The sequence below is a fragment of the Arthrobacter sp. V1I9 genome, from assembly GCF_030817075.1.
In the GTDB taxonomy this organism is placed as follows: domain Bacteria; phylum Actinomycetota; class Actinomycetes; order Actinomycetales; family Micrococcaceae; genus Arthrobacter.
The window spans coordinates 3,145,067-3,162,302 of the sequence record NZ_JAUSYU010000001.1; the positions used below are offsets into that span (position 1 = coordinate 3,145,067).

Below are 17,236 nucleotides of genomic sequence, written 5' to 3' on the forward strand. Positions count from 1 at the left end.
TGCCGCTCCGTCACAACCCTAGGCGGTTCTGGAGCGCGTCCCCGCCAAATCCAACGGTGCCGCCCAACAGGCCGCCGTTCCACAGTCCCACTGTATTGGTTTGATTGGGGTTGAACATGCCGCTCCAAGTTCGAGGAGCGAAGTACGGCATCTGCCGGAGTGTATCCACCCCATGCTGGCTGACTATTGGTACCCGGCCCACGGGTAGGGCGGAAACACCGGCACTAGTAAAGCTTGTAAGCCCCGAAGCGCCCGCGCCGAATGCACCCGTAACTCCGGCTTTCTGAAGATCTACTTTGTCGCCGGCAACGATGTTTTCCAACATAGAGCCAGTGGCCGAACCAACCCCACTGATGACCGCGGTTCCGACGTTGGCACCCAAACCGTTCGCAGGTTGGGACAGACGCAATGCCAGGCTCCCGCCCGCAGGCCCAGCAAGACCGCCGACGGCTCCTGAAAAGCCGCCACCTGCAACTTTCCCTGCAAAACCCCAACCATCTCGAATTTGCCAACCATTTTGGGAAAGGTAGCCGAGCCCACCGGTTCCGGCGCCGACGGCACCGTTAGCGCCGGCGCTTACTCCCATCGCTGCCGCCGCTTGACCTGCCGGGGCTGTAGCTACCAAACCTTTGGCCCACATGGCCGCGCCGCCACCTGCAGCACCGGTAACTGCTCCTACGGCCGTGTTACCGAGGACCGACCACCAGTCGACAGTCCCATTTTGCGCTTTCTGGGAAAACGCCGATATCCCTCCAGACGCCAGCGCTCCCGCAATGGCTCCCGCAGCAATAATGTTGAGCCCTGGAACGAACAACGCGGCAATGCCGCCCGCGACGGCAATTCCCGCAACAACGTACTCCCAATGGCTCTCGGCCGATTTGTCGTAGGCCTTCAGTTCGTCGTCGGTCAAGGGCCGAAGTCCCGTAGGATCGGTCGTGTTCAGGGGGTTGTTGCCGGCGTAGGCGTACGGGTTCCCATCCCAGCCAGCGCCGAGGACAGGAGCCAAAGGATCCGTTGATAGGAAACCACGGCTGGCAGGGTCGTACGCCCGGGCCCCGAGCCACTCCAGCCCCGCGATATCCACGCCGCCGTTACCTGTCAGCGTAATCCCGGCAGGCAGCACACCCGCCAGACCAGCCACAGCACCCGCACCAGCAGCGCTCCCAAACGCGGGAGCGGGAATTGTCGTGGTGCCAACAACAGCCCAGGGATCAGCTGGGTCGGTGGGCCGGGCTGCGCGCCAGCCCGGCGCAGTCCAGGCCTCCCCCACACCTGTAACACCGCCGGGCAGGGAAAGGACCTGCCCGCCACCAATACCGGCCAGGGTGGGGACGGGGTTGGCGGTGTCCCACCAGAGTTCTGAACGGTCGACGGCGGCAAGCTCACCTAGCGCGTCAACCCACAGCGAGTGCCGGGACACCTCAGCCCCGTCACGGTCCCGCACCACGGAACCGCCCAGAAGTCCGGTGGGACCCCACGCGTATTCGGTCCAGGATCCGTCCGGTCCGATCAACCGGGTGCGGCGGCCCAAACCATCGTGGACATACTCTGTCCGGGACCCGTCGGGTTCCGTGACGGACAGGAGCTGCCCGGCAGCGTCGTAACCGTAAACCCTGGACCCGTCCGGGAGCGCCTCACGCAGAAGCCGCCCGCCGGCGTCGTACTCCCACCCCAACACCACAGCCGTGGCCCCGGGCTCGTCGGAACCTGTGGTGGTGGCGGTAACCATTTGCCCGGCGCCGTCATATCCGTACCGGGTGACTGCACCGGACCGGGCCAGCCCGGTGATCCTGCCGTCGTCATTGCGGCCGATCAGCGTCACGTCGGTCGCACCGGAACCGGCCCGGTCAACCCGAGTGTGCTCAGCGAGGGCGCCGTTGCGGTAGGCCCATTCCTGGACGAGGTCCCCGGCCGTGGCGGCGGTGATCCGCCCTGCGGCGTCGTAGCTAAAGGACGCGTCCCCCAGGAGGGGGTTGGCCACCGCGATGATCTGCCCCGCGGCGTCGCGGGTATAGGTGGTGGTGGTCCCGCGCGCGTCGGTGAAGCTGGTCCGGTTCCCGTCCGGGTCGTATTCCCAGGACAGGCCCTGCGCCCCACGGGTGCGCGAGGTCAGCCGGCCGCACCGGTCAAAGCCGAGTTCGTGTTCCACGGCCAACCCGTCCGGGCCGGTGTGATCGGTGATGACCACCCGGCGGCGGAGCAGGTCCCGCTCGATCGAAGTGATCCGCTTCCCGTCCACCGTGGTGCTGGCTTCGCGGCCGGCCCGGTCGTACGTCCACGTGGTGGTGTGCCCGTCCGGATCGGTTTGGGACAGCTGCCGCCCGGCAGGATCGTACGTGGCGGTGGTGACCCGCCCGAGCGGGTCGGTGACCGAGTCCACGAGGTCCGTTGCCGTGTAGGTCCGGGTGGTGACCCCGCCGTTCGGGTCGGTGATCCGGACCAGCCGGCCGCGGACGTCGTACTCGAACCGGGTCCGCCCGCCCACACCGTTGACCGTCTCGATCAGTTCACCGGCGGTGTTGTATTTGAACCGGCGGGTCCCGTACCAGGTGTCCTGGGAAAAGCTCAGACGCCCGCGCCGGTCATACCCGTACCGGGAGAGTCCCTGGCCCGGGGTGCGGCGGGCAATCAGGCGCCCGCACGGGTCGTACTCGAACGTCTCGACCTCGCCCGTCGGCAACGTCCGCGCAATGACTCGTTGGTCGGCGTCGTAGGCCAGTTCCGTGACCGCGCCGAGCGGGTCGGTGGTGCGCCAGGGCCGTCCGCACCCGTCGTACTCGTACCGCGTGAGGGCGCCGGCAGGTGAGGTGACCGAGATGATCTTTCCCGCCACGTCCCGGCCCAACACGGTCAGCCTGCCTTCACCGTCGACCAGCTCCACCGGGTTCCCGGCCGCGTCATAGCTGACCAGCTCCGCGGACCCGTCCGCGGCTTCGACCTTGGTGGGGCGCCCGAACTCATCGAAAGTGTACGTCGATGACGCGAATGCGTCCGTCAGTGTCGCCGTGCCGGCTCTGTGGTCCGTTGTGGCGTCCGTGCGGACCCCGGTGGGGTCGACGACGGCGGCCAGGGCTCCGACCTTGTCGTACTCCCGGGCCCAGTCGTGACCGGCGGGATCCGTGATACCGATCAGCCGGGAGAGCGTGTCGTGAGCGAATCCCCACTGGGCACCGTCGGGCAGCACCGCGGCGGTGACGTTGCCGAGTTCGTCGAAGACCCGTTCAATAGTCCGGCCCAGGGGGTCTATAGTGCGGACCAGTTCACCGTTGGCGGCGTATTCCATTCCGGTGCGGCCGCCGTCCGGGGCGGTGAACGCCGTGGTCCTGCCCGCGGCATCGTGTTCGAAGGTCCACACTGCGCCGTCCGGATCCTCACGGCGCACCAGCAGCCCGGCGGCGTCGTAGCTAAAACGCGTCTCGGCCCCGGACGGGCTGATAGCCCTCATGGGGCGGCCGGCGTCGTCGCGGACGATCCTTGCCGTATCGCCTGCGGCGTTCCGGGTAGCGACAAGGTCGCCAAACCCGTCGTAGGCGAACTCGACGGCCACCCCGGCCGGGTCCACCACCCGGTTCAGCAGCCCGTCCCGCCATTGCAGTTCGGTAAGCCCGCCCAGCGCATCCCGGACCACGGCAGGGTCCCGGGAGAGATCATCAGCGTACTCATAGGACACGACCGCACCGGAGGCGGTCACCAAGGTGGTGATCCGGTCCTTCTCATCCCAGCCATAGGTCAGGTCCGCACCCTCCGGAGTCACCGTCCGGGTCTTCCGGCCACGTTCGTCGTACGCGTGCACCGTGACCGCCCCGTCACGTTCGGTGAAGGACACCAGGTTCCCGTGGGTGTCGTACGCCATCGACTGCCGCTGATCATGGGAATCCAGCACGCCCACCAGGCGGCCCTTGGCATCGGCGATCCACGAATTGGAGCGCGTGCCGTCCTCGTCCGAGACCACCGTGACCCGGCCCGGCAGGTACGCGAACCGGACCCGGCGCCCGTGCTGGGTCACCTGCAGGACCACCCGGCCGAGCTCGTCGTAAGTGTTTTCCGCTTCAAGAACACCCGCGGCGGAGTACACGGCATCGACCAGCCCGGCCTCGTTCCACCGATACGTCCGGGTGCCCACCTCAGTGCCCACGCTGACCAAACGGCCCGCGGCGTCGTAGCCGTATTCGACGCGGCGGCCGTCGGAGGCGCGCACGACGGCGACACGGCCCGCTGCGTAGTCAACCTCGAGGAAGCGGCCCCGCACGTGTTCAAGCCGGCTGACTACACCGGCGCTGCCGCCGTCGGCCGGTGCCTCCCGAAGGACCGACACGGTCCTCCCCGGACCGGAACCGGCACCAAGCCACACACCGGCGGGGCTGTAGGCCCACCAGGACCCCTGGTTGTCACGGACCACGAGGAGCTCCGCCGTGCCCGCGGGCACGGAGCCCAGCTCCTTGAAAACAGCATCGGTGCTCGGCTCGCTGGTGAGCCAGTAATTCTCCCCCACCCCCCGGGCCCAACCGGTGCCCTCGCGAGGGAAATCCACCGCCCGCCCATCAGCCATCACCCAACGGCAGCCCTCATCCGAAAGCACCAGGGACTGGTCCAGGACCGACGCCCACCCCGGCCCGAAAACCCCGTCCCGGTCCAGGCCCGAACCCAACGAGTTATACATCCGCGAGAACACCAGGTTCGAGGCAGCCCCGGCGAACCCCAGATCCGTTTCCGGTTCAATGAAGTTACCCGTCGCGGTGTTCACCGGGTCGTTGGCGTAACCGCTGGTGGGCATTGCACCCGCCGCCGTGGGCGGATCAATAGCGAGTGAGGACCGGATGGCGCTGACCCCTGCCGCAGCCAACGCAGCGTTCACCGCAGCGTCCGAAACGCTGGAGACGGCACCCTCGCCGCCCGCGGCTGCGAAGGCATCCGCTACCGTAACCGCCCAGACGGCGTCGTTTTCATTCGCCCGCAAATACCGCCGGTAAGCACTGATCACGCCGGACGCGTCGATGGAACCCCAGTCGCAGGCGGACGCGAACGAGGACATCTGCCCCTCCAGAGAACCCGGTTCCGCAGCCAGGCTGTCGTCCAGGTCGCGTGAACCGGTCGCGAAGGAGCGAAGGTCGGCCGGCCGGGCCGAGGAAGTCCCTCCTCCGTACCCACCACCCGGCGCCGGATTTTCCCGGGAGCCCAGGTGAGGGGACGGCGGAGCAAAGGTCGGGGCCGGGCCCGGATCCGCGTTGGGCCGCTCTGCCTCGCCAAAAAACCAGTCCCTGACTTGTTCGAACCCGTTCCGGTCGTTGTGCTCCCGGACCCATTCGTTGTTCCACCGGCGCCGGTTATCTTCCTCGTGCGCTGCCTCGATCATCTGCCCCACGTAGCCTGCAACGGTCCGCATGGCCGACGCCAGCGCCTCCGCGTCCCCGGCAGCCGTTGCAGCGTTTACCGCAAACAGCTCCGAAAAATGGCCCCTGAAGTCCGTTTTCGCCGCTGATACGTAGGAAGCCCGAGATCCCGCCTGCCCCTCAACCCGGGTGGCCGCGGATTCGAACACCGATTGCACCACCTCAGCCACGGCGTAGCTGAACCGCCCGCCATTGGAAGCATCCGACGCCGGTAACAACGGCATCTCAACGAATTCGGTCACAACCAAAGCCCCCCATGAACAAGAACTGAAACAAGAACAACCACCAACCCGCAGGACAGGCGCCCGCACGGGAAAAGAACCACCAAAAAGCAGGACGCGCCCGGGAGGAAACATCAAGCCGGGCAGGGAACCCCAAAAACCGGCCCGGGGAACCCAGGACCGGAGGAAAGATTAAAACAAGGCAACGGCCAGGCAACCGGCCGCTCCCCCGAGCGGCGCGGTCACCCGGCCTTCACGCCAGCAAAAACAGGCTAGGCGCCGCCGCCGGCGGAGAAAATGTCCTGCGAGATCTTCTGCAACTGCCCCCGCAGCTGCTCCAACTCTTCCTTGGCCTTATCCAAAGCAGCCTTGGTCTCCGGCCACGTCGAACCACGGAACTGGGCAGCCAAAGGACCATCCCAAACATTCGGGTCCGACAAGACCCGCCCCTGCGCATCCAACGCCGAGATCTGGTCCGTAAACCCACCGTTGATGATCGACTGCACCTGCCCGATCGCAGCTTTCGCTTGCTCAGTAGACAACACACGCGACATAGAAAATTCCTCCCCAAAGACAACGTAATTACCGCCGAACACCTTACCCCGGCGATCAGACGAACCTGACGCTACCAACACAGCCGAATAAATCCAACAAAAAGAGAAATAAATGTGGCGCTCGTCTTACAACTGCGTTACGCGCATGATCTTGGCGTAAAGGATTAGTCCATTCGCGAGGGCAACCCCGTATCATGCTCAAGGCACAGCGAACGGAAAAGGGGACCGCATGCCCAAACGAACTTATACCTACCAGCACGCCACGGGGCGCCTTGTCACGCCGGGACGGCGCGCTGGGCGGCTTCCTTCTAGCCCTCGGGCTGATAGCGACGACGTCGTGCACCCCGACTCCCAAGCCGGAGCCGGTGTCCAACCCCGTGAAGCTCCTCCAAAGCGTGCGTGTAGGCCTGTCCCCCGCCGCCGGAGTCGAGACTGTCGAAGGCACCACCATCTCGGTATCCGCGGCCGGCGAATCCTCTGCCGAGGAAACAAAGTACGACGTAGCAGAGGTCGTCGGGGAACTGCCCGTGCGGGTGAGCCTGCAGTACCGGGCCGGGGACAAGTCGGGCGCCGACCTCGCCGAGCTTGAAGGCCACACCGGGCCGGTCGAAATCAGGCTAACCCTTGAAAACCTCACAGTCGGGCCCCGCGTCGTCGAGTACGACGCCGCCGGCCAAAGCCGCGCTGACACCGCTCTCGTCGGTGCACCCCTGACCATCGCGGCTTCCGCCAAACTCGCCGGCGTAAGGGCAGACGACGTCACGCCGGGCGCCGCCGACGGCGCATCGGGTACGAACGGCGTCCTGAGTAACTCGGAAGACGGCGCCACTGTCGTTCAATGGGCCACAGTGCTGGCTCCGCCGCGTTCAGGCGCCAGTACCACACTTCGTCTCGTCGCCGACGTGGAGGACTTCCAGGTACCCGACTTCGACGTGGCGGTCCAACCCGGCCTCAACACCGACCTCAGCGCCAATGGCGTCATCGCCAGTGCCTTCTCTTCCGGTGCAGGCTCCGAAATGGAGTTGCAGCGCCGCACCATCTCGCTGGTCTCCGACGTCAACACCGTGCTGACCAAGGCCGGATCCACCATCACCGAGGTTCGACGGAACCTCCAGGCGACCTCCCAGACCCTGGGCGTCAAGACCGCAGGGGAATTACGCGACAACTCCCAGGCGCTCGCCGCGACCATGTCGGGCCTGAAGGAACAGCTAAGGGCGCTCGGTGCCGACCTGGAGTCCGCAACGACGACAACACAGTCCACTACTGCGTCCCAGCTCAAACAGACCGTCTCCGCCGTCGACTCGATGCTCGGCGACACCTCGGCTGTGCCCCCTGCAGTCCCCATCAACGGCGAGGGCTGTGCCGCCGAGGTTCCCAAGTCGGCAACATCTGCCACCGTCTACTCCAGTGTCCTGACCATGGCATCGCAGCTCGACGCCTACGCGAAGGTGAGCGCGGGCTGCCGCGACACCGTGGCGGGCGCCATTGAGGCCACCATGGGCCCTGAGAACCCCACCGCCGAGGAGTGCGCGGAGCAGGGGTCCATGACCTGCTCCCTTTACGGCTCCGCCGTGACCGTCACCGGCGCGCTGCTGGGCCTGGTTAAGAAGGGCGACGAGCTCGTGGCGGGCCTGCAGCCACAGATGGTCGAGGGCGCCATCAAGGACCACGAGGCCTCCGCCGCCACACTGGAGAAACTGCGCGCAGATTTCGCCGCGGTCCTCGACGGCGCCGGGACCACCGAGGATTACAAGACTGCCCTCGCGAACGTGGACGAAGCGATCAAGTCCGCCCGGGCCTCCGTCGCCGCAACCCGGGACGCGGCCGCTTTGGCCCGCAGCAGCATCGACGGCCTCCGGCAGAAGCTGCTCGACGTCGAGAAGGCTGCGACGAACGCCCGGGGCGAGCTGGGTGACAGCTCGCTGCTTAACGGCTCAATGACCCAGCAAACCCAGAGGCTCGCCGATGAGCTGTGCAGGATCGCCGACGGCGCCGTCCCCCGCGAAGGCCGACTGTCCGCCAAGCAAGCCGAGCAGCTGCGCTCCTACCTGACGTCCGCTCCGTGCGAGCCCACGGATGAAAGCGGAAACCCGGCGCAGGAGCTGAACCCGCCGTTGGGCTTCAAGGAACCCCTGGATGCCCGGCTGGAGGCCCAGGCGGGCGCCTGGGACGCGGTCCTTGCGGCCACTGATACCACCGCCCCGGATGAGGCGATCGGCCAGGCGTTCACCACCCTCGAAACCACGATCGACGACGTCGACGCCAAGCTGGCAGATATCAGCAAAACCGCGAAAAAGCTCGACGGCGCCGCAACGGGCGGCGTCAGCAGCACCAAGCGCGGTCTTGAAGCCCTGCACGCCAAGCTCGGCGATGCGATCGACTCCTCCGGCAGTGTCGGTTCGACGCTCGTAAAGCTGAAGGAGCAGCAGGACGGGCTGGGCGACAAGGTCAAGCAGTCCCTCCGGGAAGTCTCAGCTGAAACCGCCGCTGAGGTCTACAAGACCGTGGACGACCAAGTGCGCCAGGTGGCCGAGATCGGCGACGCGGGCTCCGAGGCAGTCATTACGGCCTTCAACCGGTCCATCTCCGGCTTGAAATCCACGTCTAACGAAGTGGTGAACGACGCCGGCGGCACAGTGGACAAGCAGCGCGACGAACTGCTCGGGGAGAGCGACGCCCTGGCCGCGTCCTTGGCCAAGAGCACCCAGTCCTCGCTGGCGAGCATCGCGTCGAGCACTTCCGGCTCCACCCGTGACGTCGAGGGCGCCAACGCCCTGCTGTCCTCAAGCCTTGGCAAAGTGATGCTCGACCTGGGCGACCGCGCGGTGAACGGATCCGGGTTGCTCGGCTCCATGGCCACAAGCGCCGCCAAGGCTGACACTGCCGACTACCAGTTGGCCCTGGCCTCGCAGAACGCTGAAGGGTATGCGAATATCCGCTCCCGCGATGTGGCCGGGCTGCTGCTGCGCCAGGCACAGTTCAAGGCTTCACTTGCCGCGGCCGCAGAACTGCCGCCATTCCATCTCGAAGTCCCGGCCGGTGCGACGTCGCAGACCCTGTACACCTTGAAGATCGGCGGCCGTGCATGATCCCCCGCAGCAGGCTCTTCATCCTGGTCACCGCGGGGGCGGCTGTAGTCGTCGCGGCTGCGGTCGCCCTGGCGATGACGTTGATTCGCCCCACGGCGGCCCCCCGCCCCGACCCCGTGGCCGCCACAGTTCCCGTGGCATTGTCCGCTGACGGCGTGCCGAAGGACTTCTCCATCGGCGTCGTCCTGACGCTCGGCCAGTCCGGCGAGCCCGGCTCCGAATACAACCGGGCGGCGCAGGGTGCTGTCGTTGCCGCAGAACGCTTCGCCCAGGGCGGCATTACCGTCGCCCTTTCGGCCCAAAACGACCGTGGTACGGAGGAAGGTGCCCGCGCCGCCGTCCAAGCGCTGGCGGAACAGGGAGCGTCCGGTGTCATCGTGGCGAGCACGGGACCGCAGGCCAGGGCCGCAGCCAAGACCGCAGGAGAGCTGGGCCTCCCGGCGATCCTGCCCTACGCCGAACCGGCCGAGCCCGCGCCGGCCACTTGGACCATGTGGCCGGCGCGGGCATCCGTCGAGGCCGCCCTTCGAACCACGCTGGAGGGCAAGAAACGGGTGCTGCTCGTCAACGACGGCGGCCAAACCCCATCGGTGCAGATCTCCCAAACGATTAGCCGCAAAGCGTTCGAAGACGTAATGGGCCTGGCCCGGGAAGCCGCAATCCAAACGGGAGACCAGCTGCGCCCGCCTGCCGAAGACGCTCCCGCAGGCGCCGCGTCCACAACGGTCGCCGAAGCGGCCGACGCCGTGATCGTCTCCGCCGCCACCCCGCAGCGGCTGGCCCGGCTGGTCCAAGCCCTGCAGTCCCGCAATGTGTCTGTTCCCCTGGTCCTGCCGGACGGGGCAACCGCCCCCGCTTTCACGTCCACTCTCGCCGAAGTCGACGGCACCGCTTCCGGCCAGCTGGTCAGCTATTCCCCTACAGGGGGCGATGCCGCTGCGCTCCAGCAGGACGCCCAGGGGCGCGGAATGTCCGCTTTCCTGTCCGCCGTCCGCCTGGCGTCCAGCAATTCCGAGATCACTAACCTGACGGGCGACGCTCCCTTCTCGGCTGACGCCTGGGCAGTGGACACAGGCAGCCACGACGCCGTCGTCGCCCTTGTAAAGGCGGCGGCGCTGGCCGGAACCGGCGATCCCGCCAGGGTCGGGGCGGCGCTGGGCACCATGTCGTTTGGCCCAGGCGAGGGAATCGCAGGGCCCGCCCTGGACTTCTCCCGCTCTGCAGCACTCAAGGCCGCGGCAGTACCGGTCTATGCTTCATCCCAGGACTTGGGCCTCCGCCCGGCGGACGAGAACGCTCCGCGGCTCGTTTGGGTGCCGGCGCCCCCGGCCGGCCCCTGACCATCCCGTCCCGGCCCGTCCTCTGAAGGGCCGGGCCATTCCACCATGAAGGAGCGCCTCGGTGCGTGTGCTGATCGACCTGGACGGGAGCCGCCTTGAATGCGAGGTGGCGCGCGCTGCACCGGCCACGACGCTGACGGACTTACTAGAGGCCGCCGGCGGGCCCCGCCTTGCGTCCGAAGAGGTGGTGTTCGTGAACGAGGCCGAGGTACGGGGTTCAACCCCTGTCTCGGAGCTGGTCCTCCTGGAAGGCAGTCGCATCTCGCGGGCGCCGTGGCAAACGCCGCACCGCGTACAGGGCTGGAGCGTGACCCTTGCCGGCGGCCATCGCGCCGGAACCGTCGTTGAGGTCCCGCGGGGACGCGAGATGCTCATCGGCCGGTCGCCCCACGCCGATCTCAGCCTTCCCACGGAGAGCGCGTCCTGGGACCATTTCCGCCTGCGCCGGGAGGAAGACGGGGTACGCGTGCTGGATGGCGGATCTACGAACGGCACCCTCGTCAACGGCGAATTGGTGGCAGAAGACGGAATCCTGGTCACCGAAACGGCCACCATCACGGCGGGCGGCACCGTGCTCCTCCTGCGCCCGTCACTGGATGAGACGCCCGCCCCGGCCCCTGGCAGCCTGCACAATCTGACACCGGCGGCAACTGCGCCCTTTAACCGGCCGCCCCGTCCCGGCCGGGCCCCGGCAGGCGACCCACTGGTCCCGCCAAGCCGCAAGGACGTTCCGCCGGCCAACAAGTTCAGCTACATCACTGTGCTGGCGCCCCTCGTTATGGCCGTGGCCATGGTGCTGATCCTCGGAGATATGCGCTTCGCGATGTTCGCCATGCTCAGCCCGGTGATGGCCGTGGGCATGTGGTTTGAACAAAAGCGGCGTCATGTTCGGGGCGTCAAGGAAGAGGACGAGCGCTTCGCCTCGGCGCTCGAGCAATTTGAACAGCAAATGCGCACGGCCGGCGAGGCGGAAACCGCCCGGCGGCATCAGATCATTCCCGACCCAGCCACCGTAGTGCGCCGTCCGGCCCTCCCCGCTACCTCCCTGTGGCAGCGCCGCGCCGACGCGGACGACTTCCTTGCCCTGCATGCCGGCACAGGCGACGTCCCCTGGAAGCCGGAGGTGGACCGCACGGCAGGATCACGGCTGGATGAAAAGGTGAAGGACTCCCTCGCGGCCGCGCGCCTGCAGGCTGCGCCCGTGCTGGTGGACCTCACTGATGCTGGTGTGGTGGGAATGGTGGGCCCCCGGGAGGGAGCCTTGGCCCTCGCGCGATCCCTTGTTGCCCAGGCAGCGGTGCACGTTGGCCCGGCGGACCTGACGATCGGCGTTTTCTGCGACGCGGGCCGCGCCGACGAGTGGGAGTGGGCTTCGTGGCTTCCGCACACGCGCCAAGCCGGCAGCAGCACGGGCCACCGATGGATGTCCGCGCACCGCGAGACCAGCCTCGCCATGCTGCGCACACTCAAGGACACCGTCCAGGAACTGCCCACTCCGGCGCTTCTGGTGGTCCTTGACTCCGAAGTGCTCACCGAGGGCAGGGATGCCCCGGCGCGCGCGTTGCTAGGGATGGGCCGCTCTTTGCCCGGGGTCCATCTGAACCCGCAGCAGCGCCCGGCACGGGTGGCAGGCATCGTCCTCGCTGCCTCCGAAGAACAGCTGCCCGCTTCCTGCACCACCATCATCAGGGTGGGAGCGGATTCCGCGGCCACGGTGGACCAGCCGCAGGACCTGACCCGTGTGGAGGATGTCATCCTGGCAGGCCTTGATGAGGACGAGGCCCTGCGCTGCGCCCTCCGCCTGGCGCGCTTCGATGATCCGGAGCTGAACGTGCCCGGCGCCTCGCTGCCCTCTCTCGTACGGTTGCCCGAACTCCTTGGCTACGAACGCCCTGACTCAGCCACCATCCGCCACCTGTGGCAGTCCCCCACGGGGGTTTCCACACCTATCGGCACAGGGGAAAACGGGCCGCTGACCCTGGACCTGGTCAAAGACGGCCCACACGGCCTCGTCGGCGGCACAACGGGTTCCGGCAAGTCCGAGTTCCTCCGCTCGCTCGTTGCCGGCCTCGCTGCGCGCAACGACCCCACCCGCCTGAATTTCATCCTCGTTGACTTCAAAGGCGGGGCGGCGTTCAAGGCGTGCGAACGCCTTCCGCACACCATCGGCACGATCTCCAACCTGGACGAGCAACTCGCCGATCGCGCCCTCCGCGCCCTGGAGGCAGAGATGGAGCGCCGCCAGCGGGTTTTTGCAGGAGCCGGCGAAGGCATCGACAACCTGAACGCCTATTTGGCCACAAACCCGGCCGAGCCCATGCCCCGGCTGCTGCTTGTGATCGACGAGTTTGCCATGCTGGCAAAGGATTTCCCGGACGTCCTCAAGGCCCTGGTGAGCGTGGGCGCAGTGGGCCGGACGCTAGGGGTGCACATGATCCTGGCGACGCAGCGGCCGGCGGGCGTCGTCAGTGACGACATCCTCGCGAACACGAACCTTCGGGTGGCGCTCCGTGTGCAAAGCCGGGAGGACTCCAACAACGTCATCGGCGTGCCTGCCGCATCGGCGATTGGCAGGGCCCAGATGGGCCGGGCCTTTGTGAAACTGGGCCAGGACGACATCACGCCCGTGCAGACTGCCCTGGTGACCGGACAGGCGCAGGCGGGCGGGGGTGCCGCCGTCGAGGTGCGGGATATTATCCAGTTCGGCGTCCCCGCCCCCGCGGTGGCTGCGCCGCGGCCTGAGGCTGTGGATGACAACGACCTGGACCTCCTCATCGACGCGGTGGTGGCCGCCAACAACGAGGAGGGGTACGCCGCTCCTCGTCAGGTTTGGCCAGAGGCCCTGGGCGAACGGGTGGAGCTGGAGGGTTTCCTTCCGGCCCAGGACAGCGGCCACCCCGGGCCTCGGGTCCATGCTGCCGCCGATCCTGCAGCACTGCCCCTGCCGGTGGTGGGCGGCGTCCGGGGTTCCTCCGTCCTTGTGACCCTCGTGGACGAACCCGATCTGCAGCGCCAGTTCGCCGCGGGGTGGGATATGTCCGCGGGAAACCTGATGCTTATGGGCGTGGCAGGCTCAGGAACGAGCACCACGCTGGCCTCGATTGCCTTGACCTTGGCGAGGGACGCCGATCCGGCCGAGCTGGACCTGATGATCCTCGACCTGGGCTCGCGTGAGCTTGAGGCGCTGGAACGCCTGCCCCACACGGTCGCCTACGTGGGGACCGGTGCCGGCGCCAAGGAGCAGCAGGCCCGCTTCCTGCGCCACCTGCATACCGAACTGGAGAGCCGCCGCGCTGCACCGGGCAAGCACCGCCACGCCGTGGTGCTGCTGGACGGCCTTGCCTCCCTGCGGGACGAGTTCCAGGACTTCGAAGGGCAGCAACTGCTGGCCCTCCTGTACCGCGCCTACGCTGACGGCCCGGCTCTGGGCCTGTCCTTCGCCGTTTCCACCACACGCGCCAAAGCTGTGCCGTCAGCCATGAATGAGGTGACGCTGCAGCGGTGGCTTTTCCGGCTGGCCGACAACTACGACTATTCCTCGCTCGGCGTCCGGGGCAGGGCAATTCCCGCCGCGCTTCCGGGACGCTGCGTGGATCCGCGCACCTCGCTCCAGATGCACGTGGCCACGCCCGGTATCGGGTTAGAGGCAGCGGTGGACCGGGTGCGGCAGAGCTGGGCACATGTTCCGGGAAAGACCGCCGCGATCCGGCGCCTGCCTTCCGACGTCACCATGCTGGACCTGGGCGTGGAACCCCAACTGGAGGCAGAGCCCTGGCTTATCCCCGTTGGCATGCAGGAGGCGGACCTCTCCCCGGCGTTCCTGGAAGTTTACGAGGGTGAGCACGCGCTGGTCGCCGGGCCGGCCCGTTCGGGGAAGTCAACACTGCTGCTGGCCCTGGCCGCGGCCCTGCGCGGCGCGCCCACTGCCCAGGGACCGGCCCAGGTATGGGGCATCTACGACCGCCGCTCGCCCCTGGCTCTCGCGGATCTCGACCGCGTGGCAGTCGGCGCAGACGACGTGCCGGCCCTGCTGGCCTCCCTGCGGCTGGAGCGCGCTACGGTGTTCCTGCTGATCGACGACGCCGAGCGCTTCGAGGACGCCGATCAATCGATTGCGGGGGTGGTGGCATCCGGGCAGCCGGGGCTGTGCGTCATCGCGGCGGGGCGTGCTGCGGACCTGCGCGGGCTGTACAGTCACTGGACCAAGACGATCCGCAAGTCGCGCCTGGGCGTGCTGCTTCAACCGGACGTAAATTACGACGGGGAGTTGCTCGGCGTCGTCCTCCCGCGCAAGGCACCCGTGGCGATGACCACCGGCCGCGGCTACATCGGGGCCGGCGGACAGATGGCGCTGATCCAGTCGGTCAGCGCCGAGAGCTGATCCCCGGCGGCCGGAGGGGGCGCCAGGAGTAGGTGGACGGCGGGGCGCCGTGAAAGACCAGATCAACTGCGTTGGAGAGAACGGTATGCAATTCGCACAAACTGGCCAGGCGCTCGGCGCGTCCTACCGCTTCGGCGAGCGGGTGGGTTCCGGCGCCGTCGGCGAAGTGTGGACCGTGACGTCAGCCGATGGCCGGACATTGGCCGCGAAGGTCCTGCGCCCGGAACACGCCGACGATCCCTCGCTGGTTGAACGGTTCGTCCGGGAACGTTCCGTGCTGCTGGGGTTGCAGGACCCGCGCATCGTCACGGTGCGGGACATGGTGGTGGAGGGTCCGCGGCTGGCCATCGTTATGGACTACGTTGCCGGCGGCTCACTGCGTGACGCAGTGAAGGAGGCGGGCCCGCTGCGTCCCGCGGACGCGCTCAGCCTCGCCGCCGAAGTGTTCGATGCGCTCGCTTTCGCCCACTCGCGGGGCGTTACGCATCGCGACATCAAGCCGGACAATGTGCTCCTCGCCCGGCCCTGGCCAGACTGCGGCCCAGGCGACGTCCGGGTCTCCGACTTCGGCGTTTCCGACGTGGTGGGCGAGAGAATACGCCAGACGACAGGCCTCATCGGTACCCCGCAGTACATGCCTCCGGAGCTCATCAGCCAGGGCAGGTCCGGTCCGGAGGGCGATGTGTATTCCGCAGGAGTCCTGCTCTACGAACTGCTTGCGGGGCGGACACCTTTTGCCGGGCCGGGGACGGACTTCAGCGTCGCCTACCGCCATGTTTCCTCCCGCCCGCCGAGGATTCCTGTGGACGACCCGGTATGGAACATTCTCGATGTCCTGCTGTCCAAAGACCCGGCCCGGCGCCCGGCGGCCCCTGATGCAGCATCGACCCTCCGTCGCCTCGTTCCCCGCGTTGCCGGCAGCGCACCGCTTCCCCGGGAGGAAGGTCCGGAGGACTTCGACGACGTCGAACGCCCCGCCACAGTGGTCCGCGGGGCTGCGTTTACTGATTCTGACCCCGCAGCCCTGGCGTCCGCCCCGCCGGGGGAGGAGGACGTGGCGGTTCCCAACCTTGGTGAGGCCGGCAGCGCCACCATTGCGCGTCCGCTCCCGCGCCGGGACGTGCGCTCGAAGGCGGACGCCCGGCCCGAGGAGATGGACGCCACACCGTTCTGGCGCACGCGCAAAGCACTGCTGCTGGCCGGCACCGCGGCACTTCTCCTTGTTGCCATGGTCGTGGGGTTCGTTGTCCTTGCTCCACCCAGCCAGCAGGCGTCGCACGGTGGCGGCGGCTCCCAACTGTCCTCGCAGTTGCAGGACACACCGCTTCCCACGGGCCTCACGATCTCGCGGGGCGCCTCCTATGACCCGTCGTCCGGCCTGGTCCGCCTGACGGTCGCGTATGCCGCGCAAAAGGCGCCGTTGTCCGGCGAGTTCCTTGAGGTGATCCCGGGCTTGTCCGAGGGGGACGCTTGCCCGGCCGTCACATGGGAGGGGACGTCGGTAAGCCGCAACCAGGCTTCCATTACCGGCCTTGACGTCGAATGCGGGTGGAAGCTCGCGGGGATGCAGGTCCCGGCTGGAGGGTCTGTCCAGGTGACGGCCGAGGTGCCGGTGGCGCCCTCAGACCAGAGAGCACTGGACGGCTGGCTGCGGGCCGGGTCTGAGGCCACGGCTGCCGCTACCCAGGACGCAGCAGTCAAAAGCACGTCTTACCCCGTCCAGCGCCTGAAGGGGGTGGAGATACGAACTCCGGCCCGTGTGGTGACGCCGAGTCCCCTGAAGATCACCCTGGTGCCGGTGTGGGCCAGCGGCGTTGATGAGCTGAATCCGCTTTACATGAGTCCCGCCTCCGGCAAACCCTCACAGATGCTCACGGCAGTGACCGGCGGTGAGAAAGGGTTACGGTTCTCGGATGGGTGCGGCGGGGCGCTGGCCGTGGACAGTTCCGGCCTTACCGTGACGGCCCTGCAAATTACGCCACAGTGCACCGTGCGCGCCAGCGTTGGAAACTTCACCGAGCTGCAGTCCCCAGCCTTCGGCATCACCTCGCGGGAGAACTCCAACGAATAACATCCCTTCTTGCCCAGCGGGTTACGCGGCCGCCCCCTCCGCAACCCGCTTCGGAGTGATGGCGGAGACGCCGTCGCCGTCCTGCCCGTACAGCCAGTCGTTGTACTGGAAGTTGTTGTCCTTCCGGCTCTTGAACAACAGGTTCCGCAATATGCGCGCCAGACCCGAGACGTGCCAGGACTCACCCCAT

General features: G+C 67.5%; 7 protein-coding genes. 4 read left to right on the forward strand and 3 right to left on the reverse strand.

Annotated elements, in window-relative coordinates; translation table 11 throughout:
• Positions 1-10 precede the first annotated feature (10 nt).
• Both QFZ70_RS14650 and QFZ70_RS14655 read right to left on the reverse strand, forming a co-directional pair.
• Positions 11-5,632 (reverse strand): DUF6531 domain-containing protein, encoded by a 5,622-nt coding sequence (locus tag QFZ70_RS14650; RefSeq protein WP_307096644.1) that lies wholly within the window; start codon positions 5,630-5,632, stop codon positions 11-13.
• Between the two features lie 251 nt (positions 5,633-5,883).
• Positions 5,884-6,165, reverse strand: a complete 282-nt coding sequence (locus tag QFZ70_RS14655) for a hypothetical protein (RefSeq protein WP_003803594.1) — start codon at positions 6,163-6,165, stop codon at positions 5,884-5,886.
• Positions 6,166-6,437: 272 nt separating this feature from the next.
• Between QFZ70_RS14655 and QFZ70_RS14660 the strand changes: the two genes are divergently transcribed.
• From QFZ70_RS14660 to QFZ70_RS14675, 4 genes are all read left to right on the forward strand, one after another.
• Positions 6,438-9,254 (forward strand): hypothetical protein, encoded by a 2,817-nt coding sequence (locus QFZ70_RS14660; protein ID WP_307096645.1) that lies wholly within the window; start codon positions 6,438-6,440, stop codon positions 9,252-9,254.
• Positions 9,251-10,594 carry an ABC transporter substrate-binding protein gene (locus QFZ70_RS14665; protein WP_307096647.1) on the forward strand — a complete coding sequence of 448 codons (1,344 nt, stop codon included), beginning with the start codon at positions 9,251-9,253 and terminating at the stop codon, positions 10,592-10,594. The genes QFZ70_RS14660 and QFZ70_RS14665 overlap by 4 nt, the downstream gene beginning before the upstream one ends.
• 61 nt (positions 10,595-10,655) lie before the next feature.
• Positions 10,656-14,975 (forward strand): FtsK/SpoIIIE domain-containing protein, encoded by a 4,320-nt coding sequence (locus tag QFZ70_RS14670; RefSeq protein ID WP_307096649.1) that lies wholly within the window; start codon positions 10,656-10,658, stop codon positions 14,973-14,975.
• An 85-nt stretch (positions 14,976-15,060) separates the two neighbouring features.
• Positions 15,061-17,046, forward strand: a complete 1,986-nt coding sequence (locus tag QFZ70_RS14675; RefSeq protein WP_307096651.1) for a serine/threonine-protein kinase — start codon at positions 15,061-15,063, stop codon at positions 17,044-17,046.
• Positions 17,047-17,067: 21 nt separating this feature from the next.
• Here QFZ70_RS14675 and QFZ70_RS14680 read toward each other — a convergent pair whose 3' ends face one another.
• Positions 17,068-17,196 carry a hypothetical protein gene (locus tag QFZ70_RS14680; RefSeq protein ID WP_307096652.1) on the reverse strand — a complete coding sequence of 43 codons (129 nt, stop codon included), beginning with the start codon at positions 17,194-17,196 and terminating at the stop codon, positions 17,068-17,070.
• Positions 17,197-17,236 lie beyond the last annotated feature (40 nt).

What these genes read in the sequence shown, in the direction of transcription:
- QFZ70_RS14655 (WP_003803594.1), bottom strand. Translation starts at nt 6,165, where the DNA reads ATGTCGCGTGTGTTGTCTACTGAGCAAGCGAAAGCTGCGATCGGGCAG.
- QFZ70_RS14665 (WP_307096647.1), top strand. Translation starts at nt 9,251, where the DNA reads ATGATCCCCCGCAGCAGGCTCTTCATCCTGGTCACCGCGGGGGCGGCT.
- QFZ70_RS14675 (WP_307096651.1), top strand. Translation starts at nt 15,061, where the DNA reads ATGCAATTCGCACAAACTGGCCAGGCGCTCGGCGCGTCCTACCGCTTC.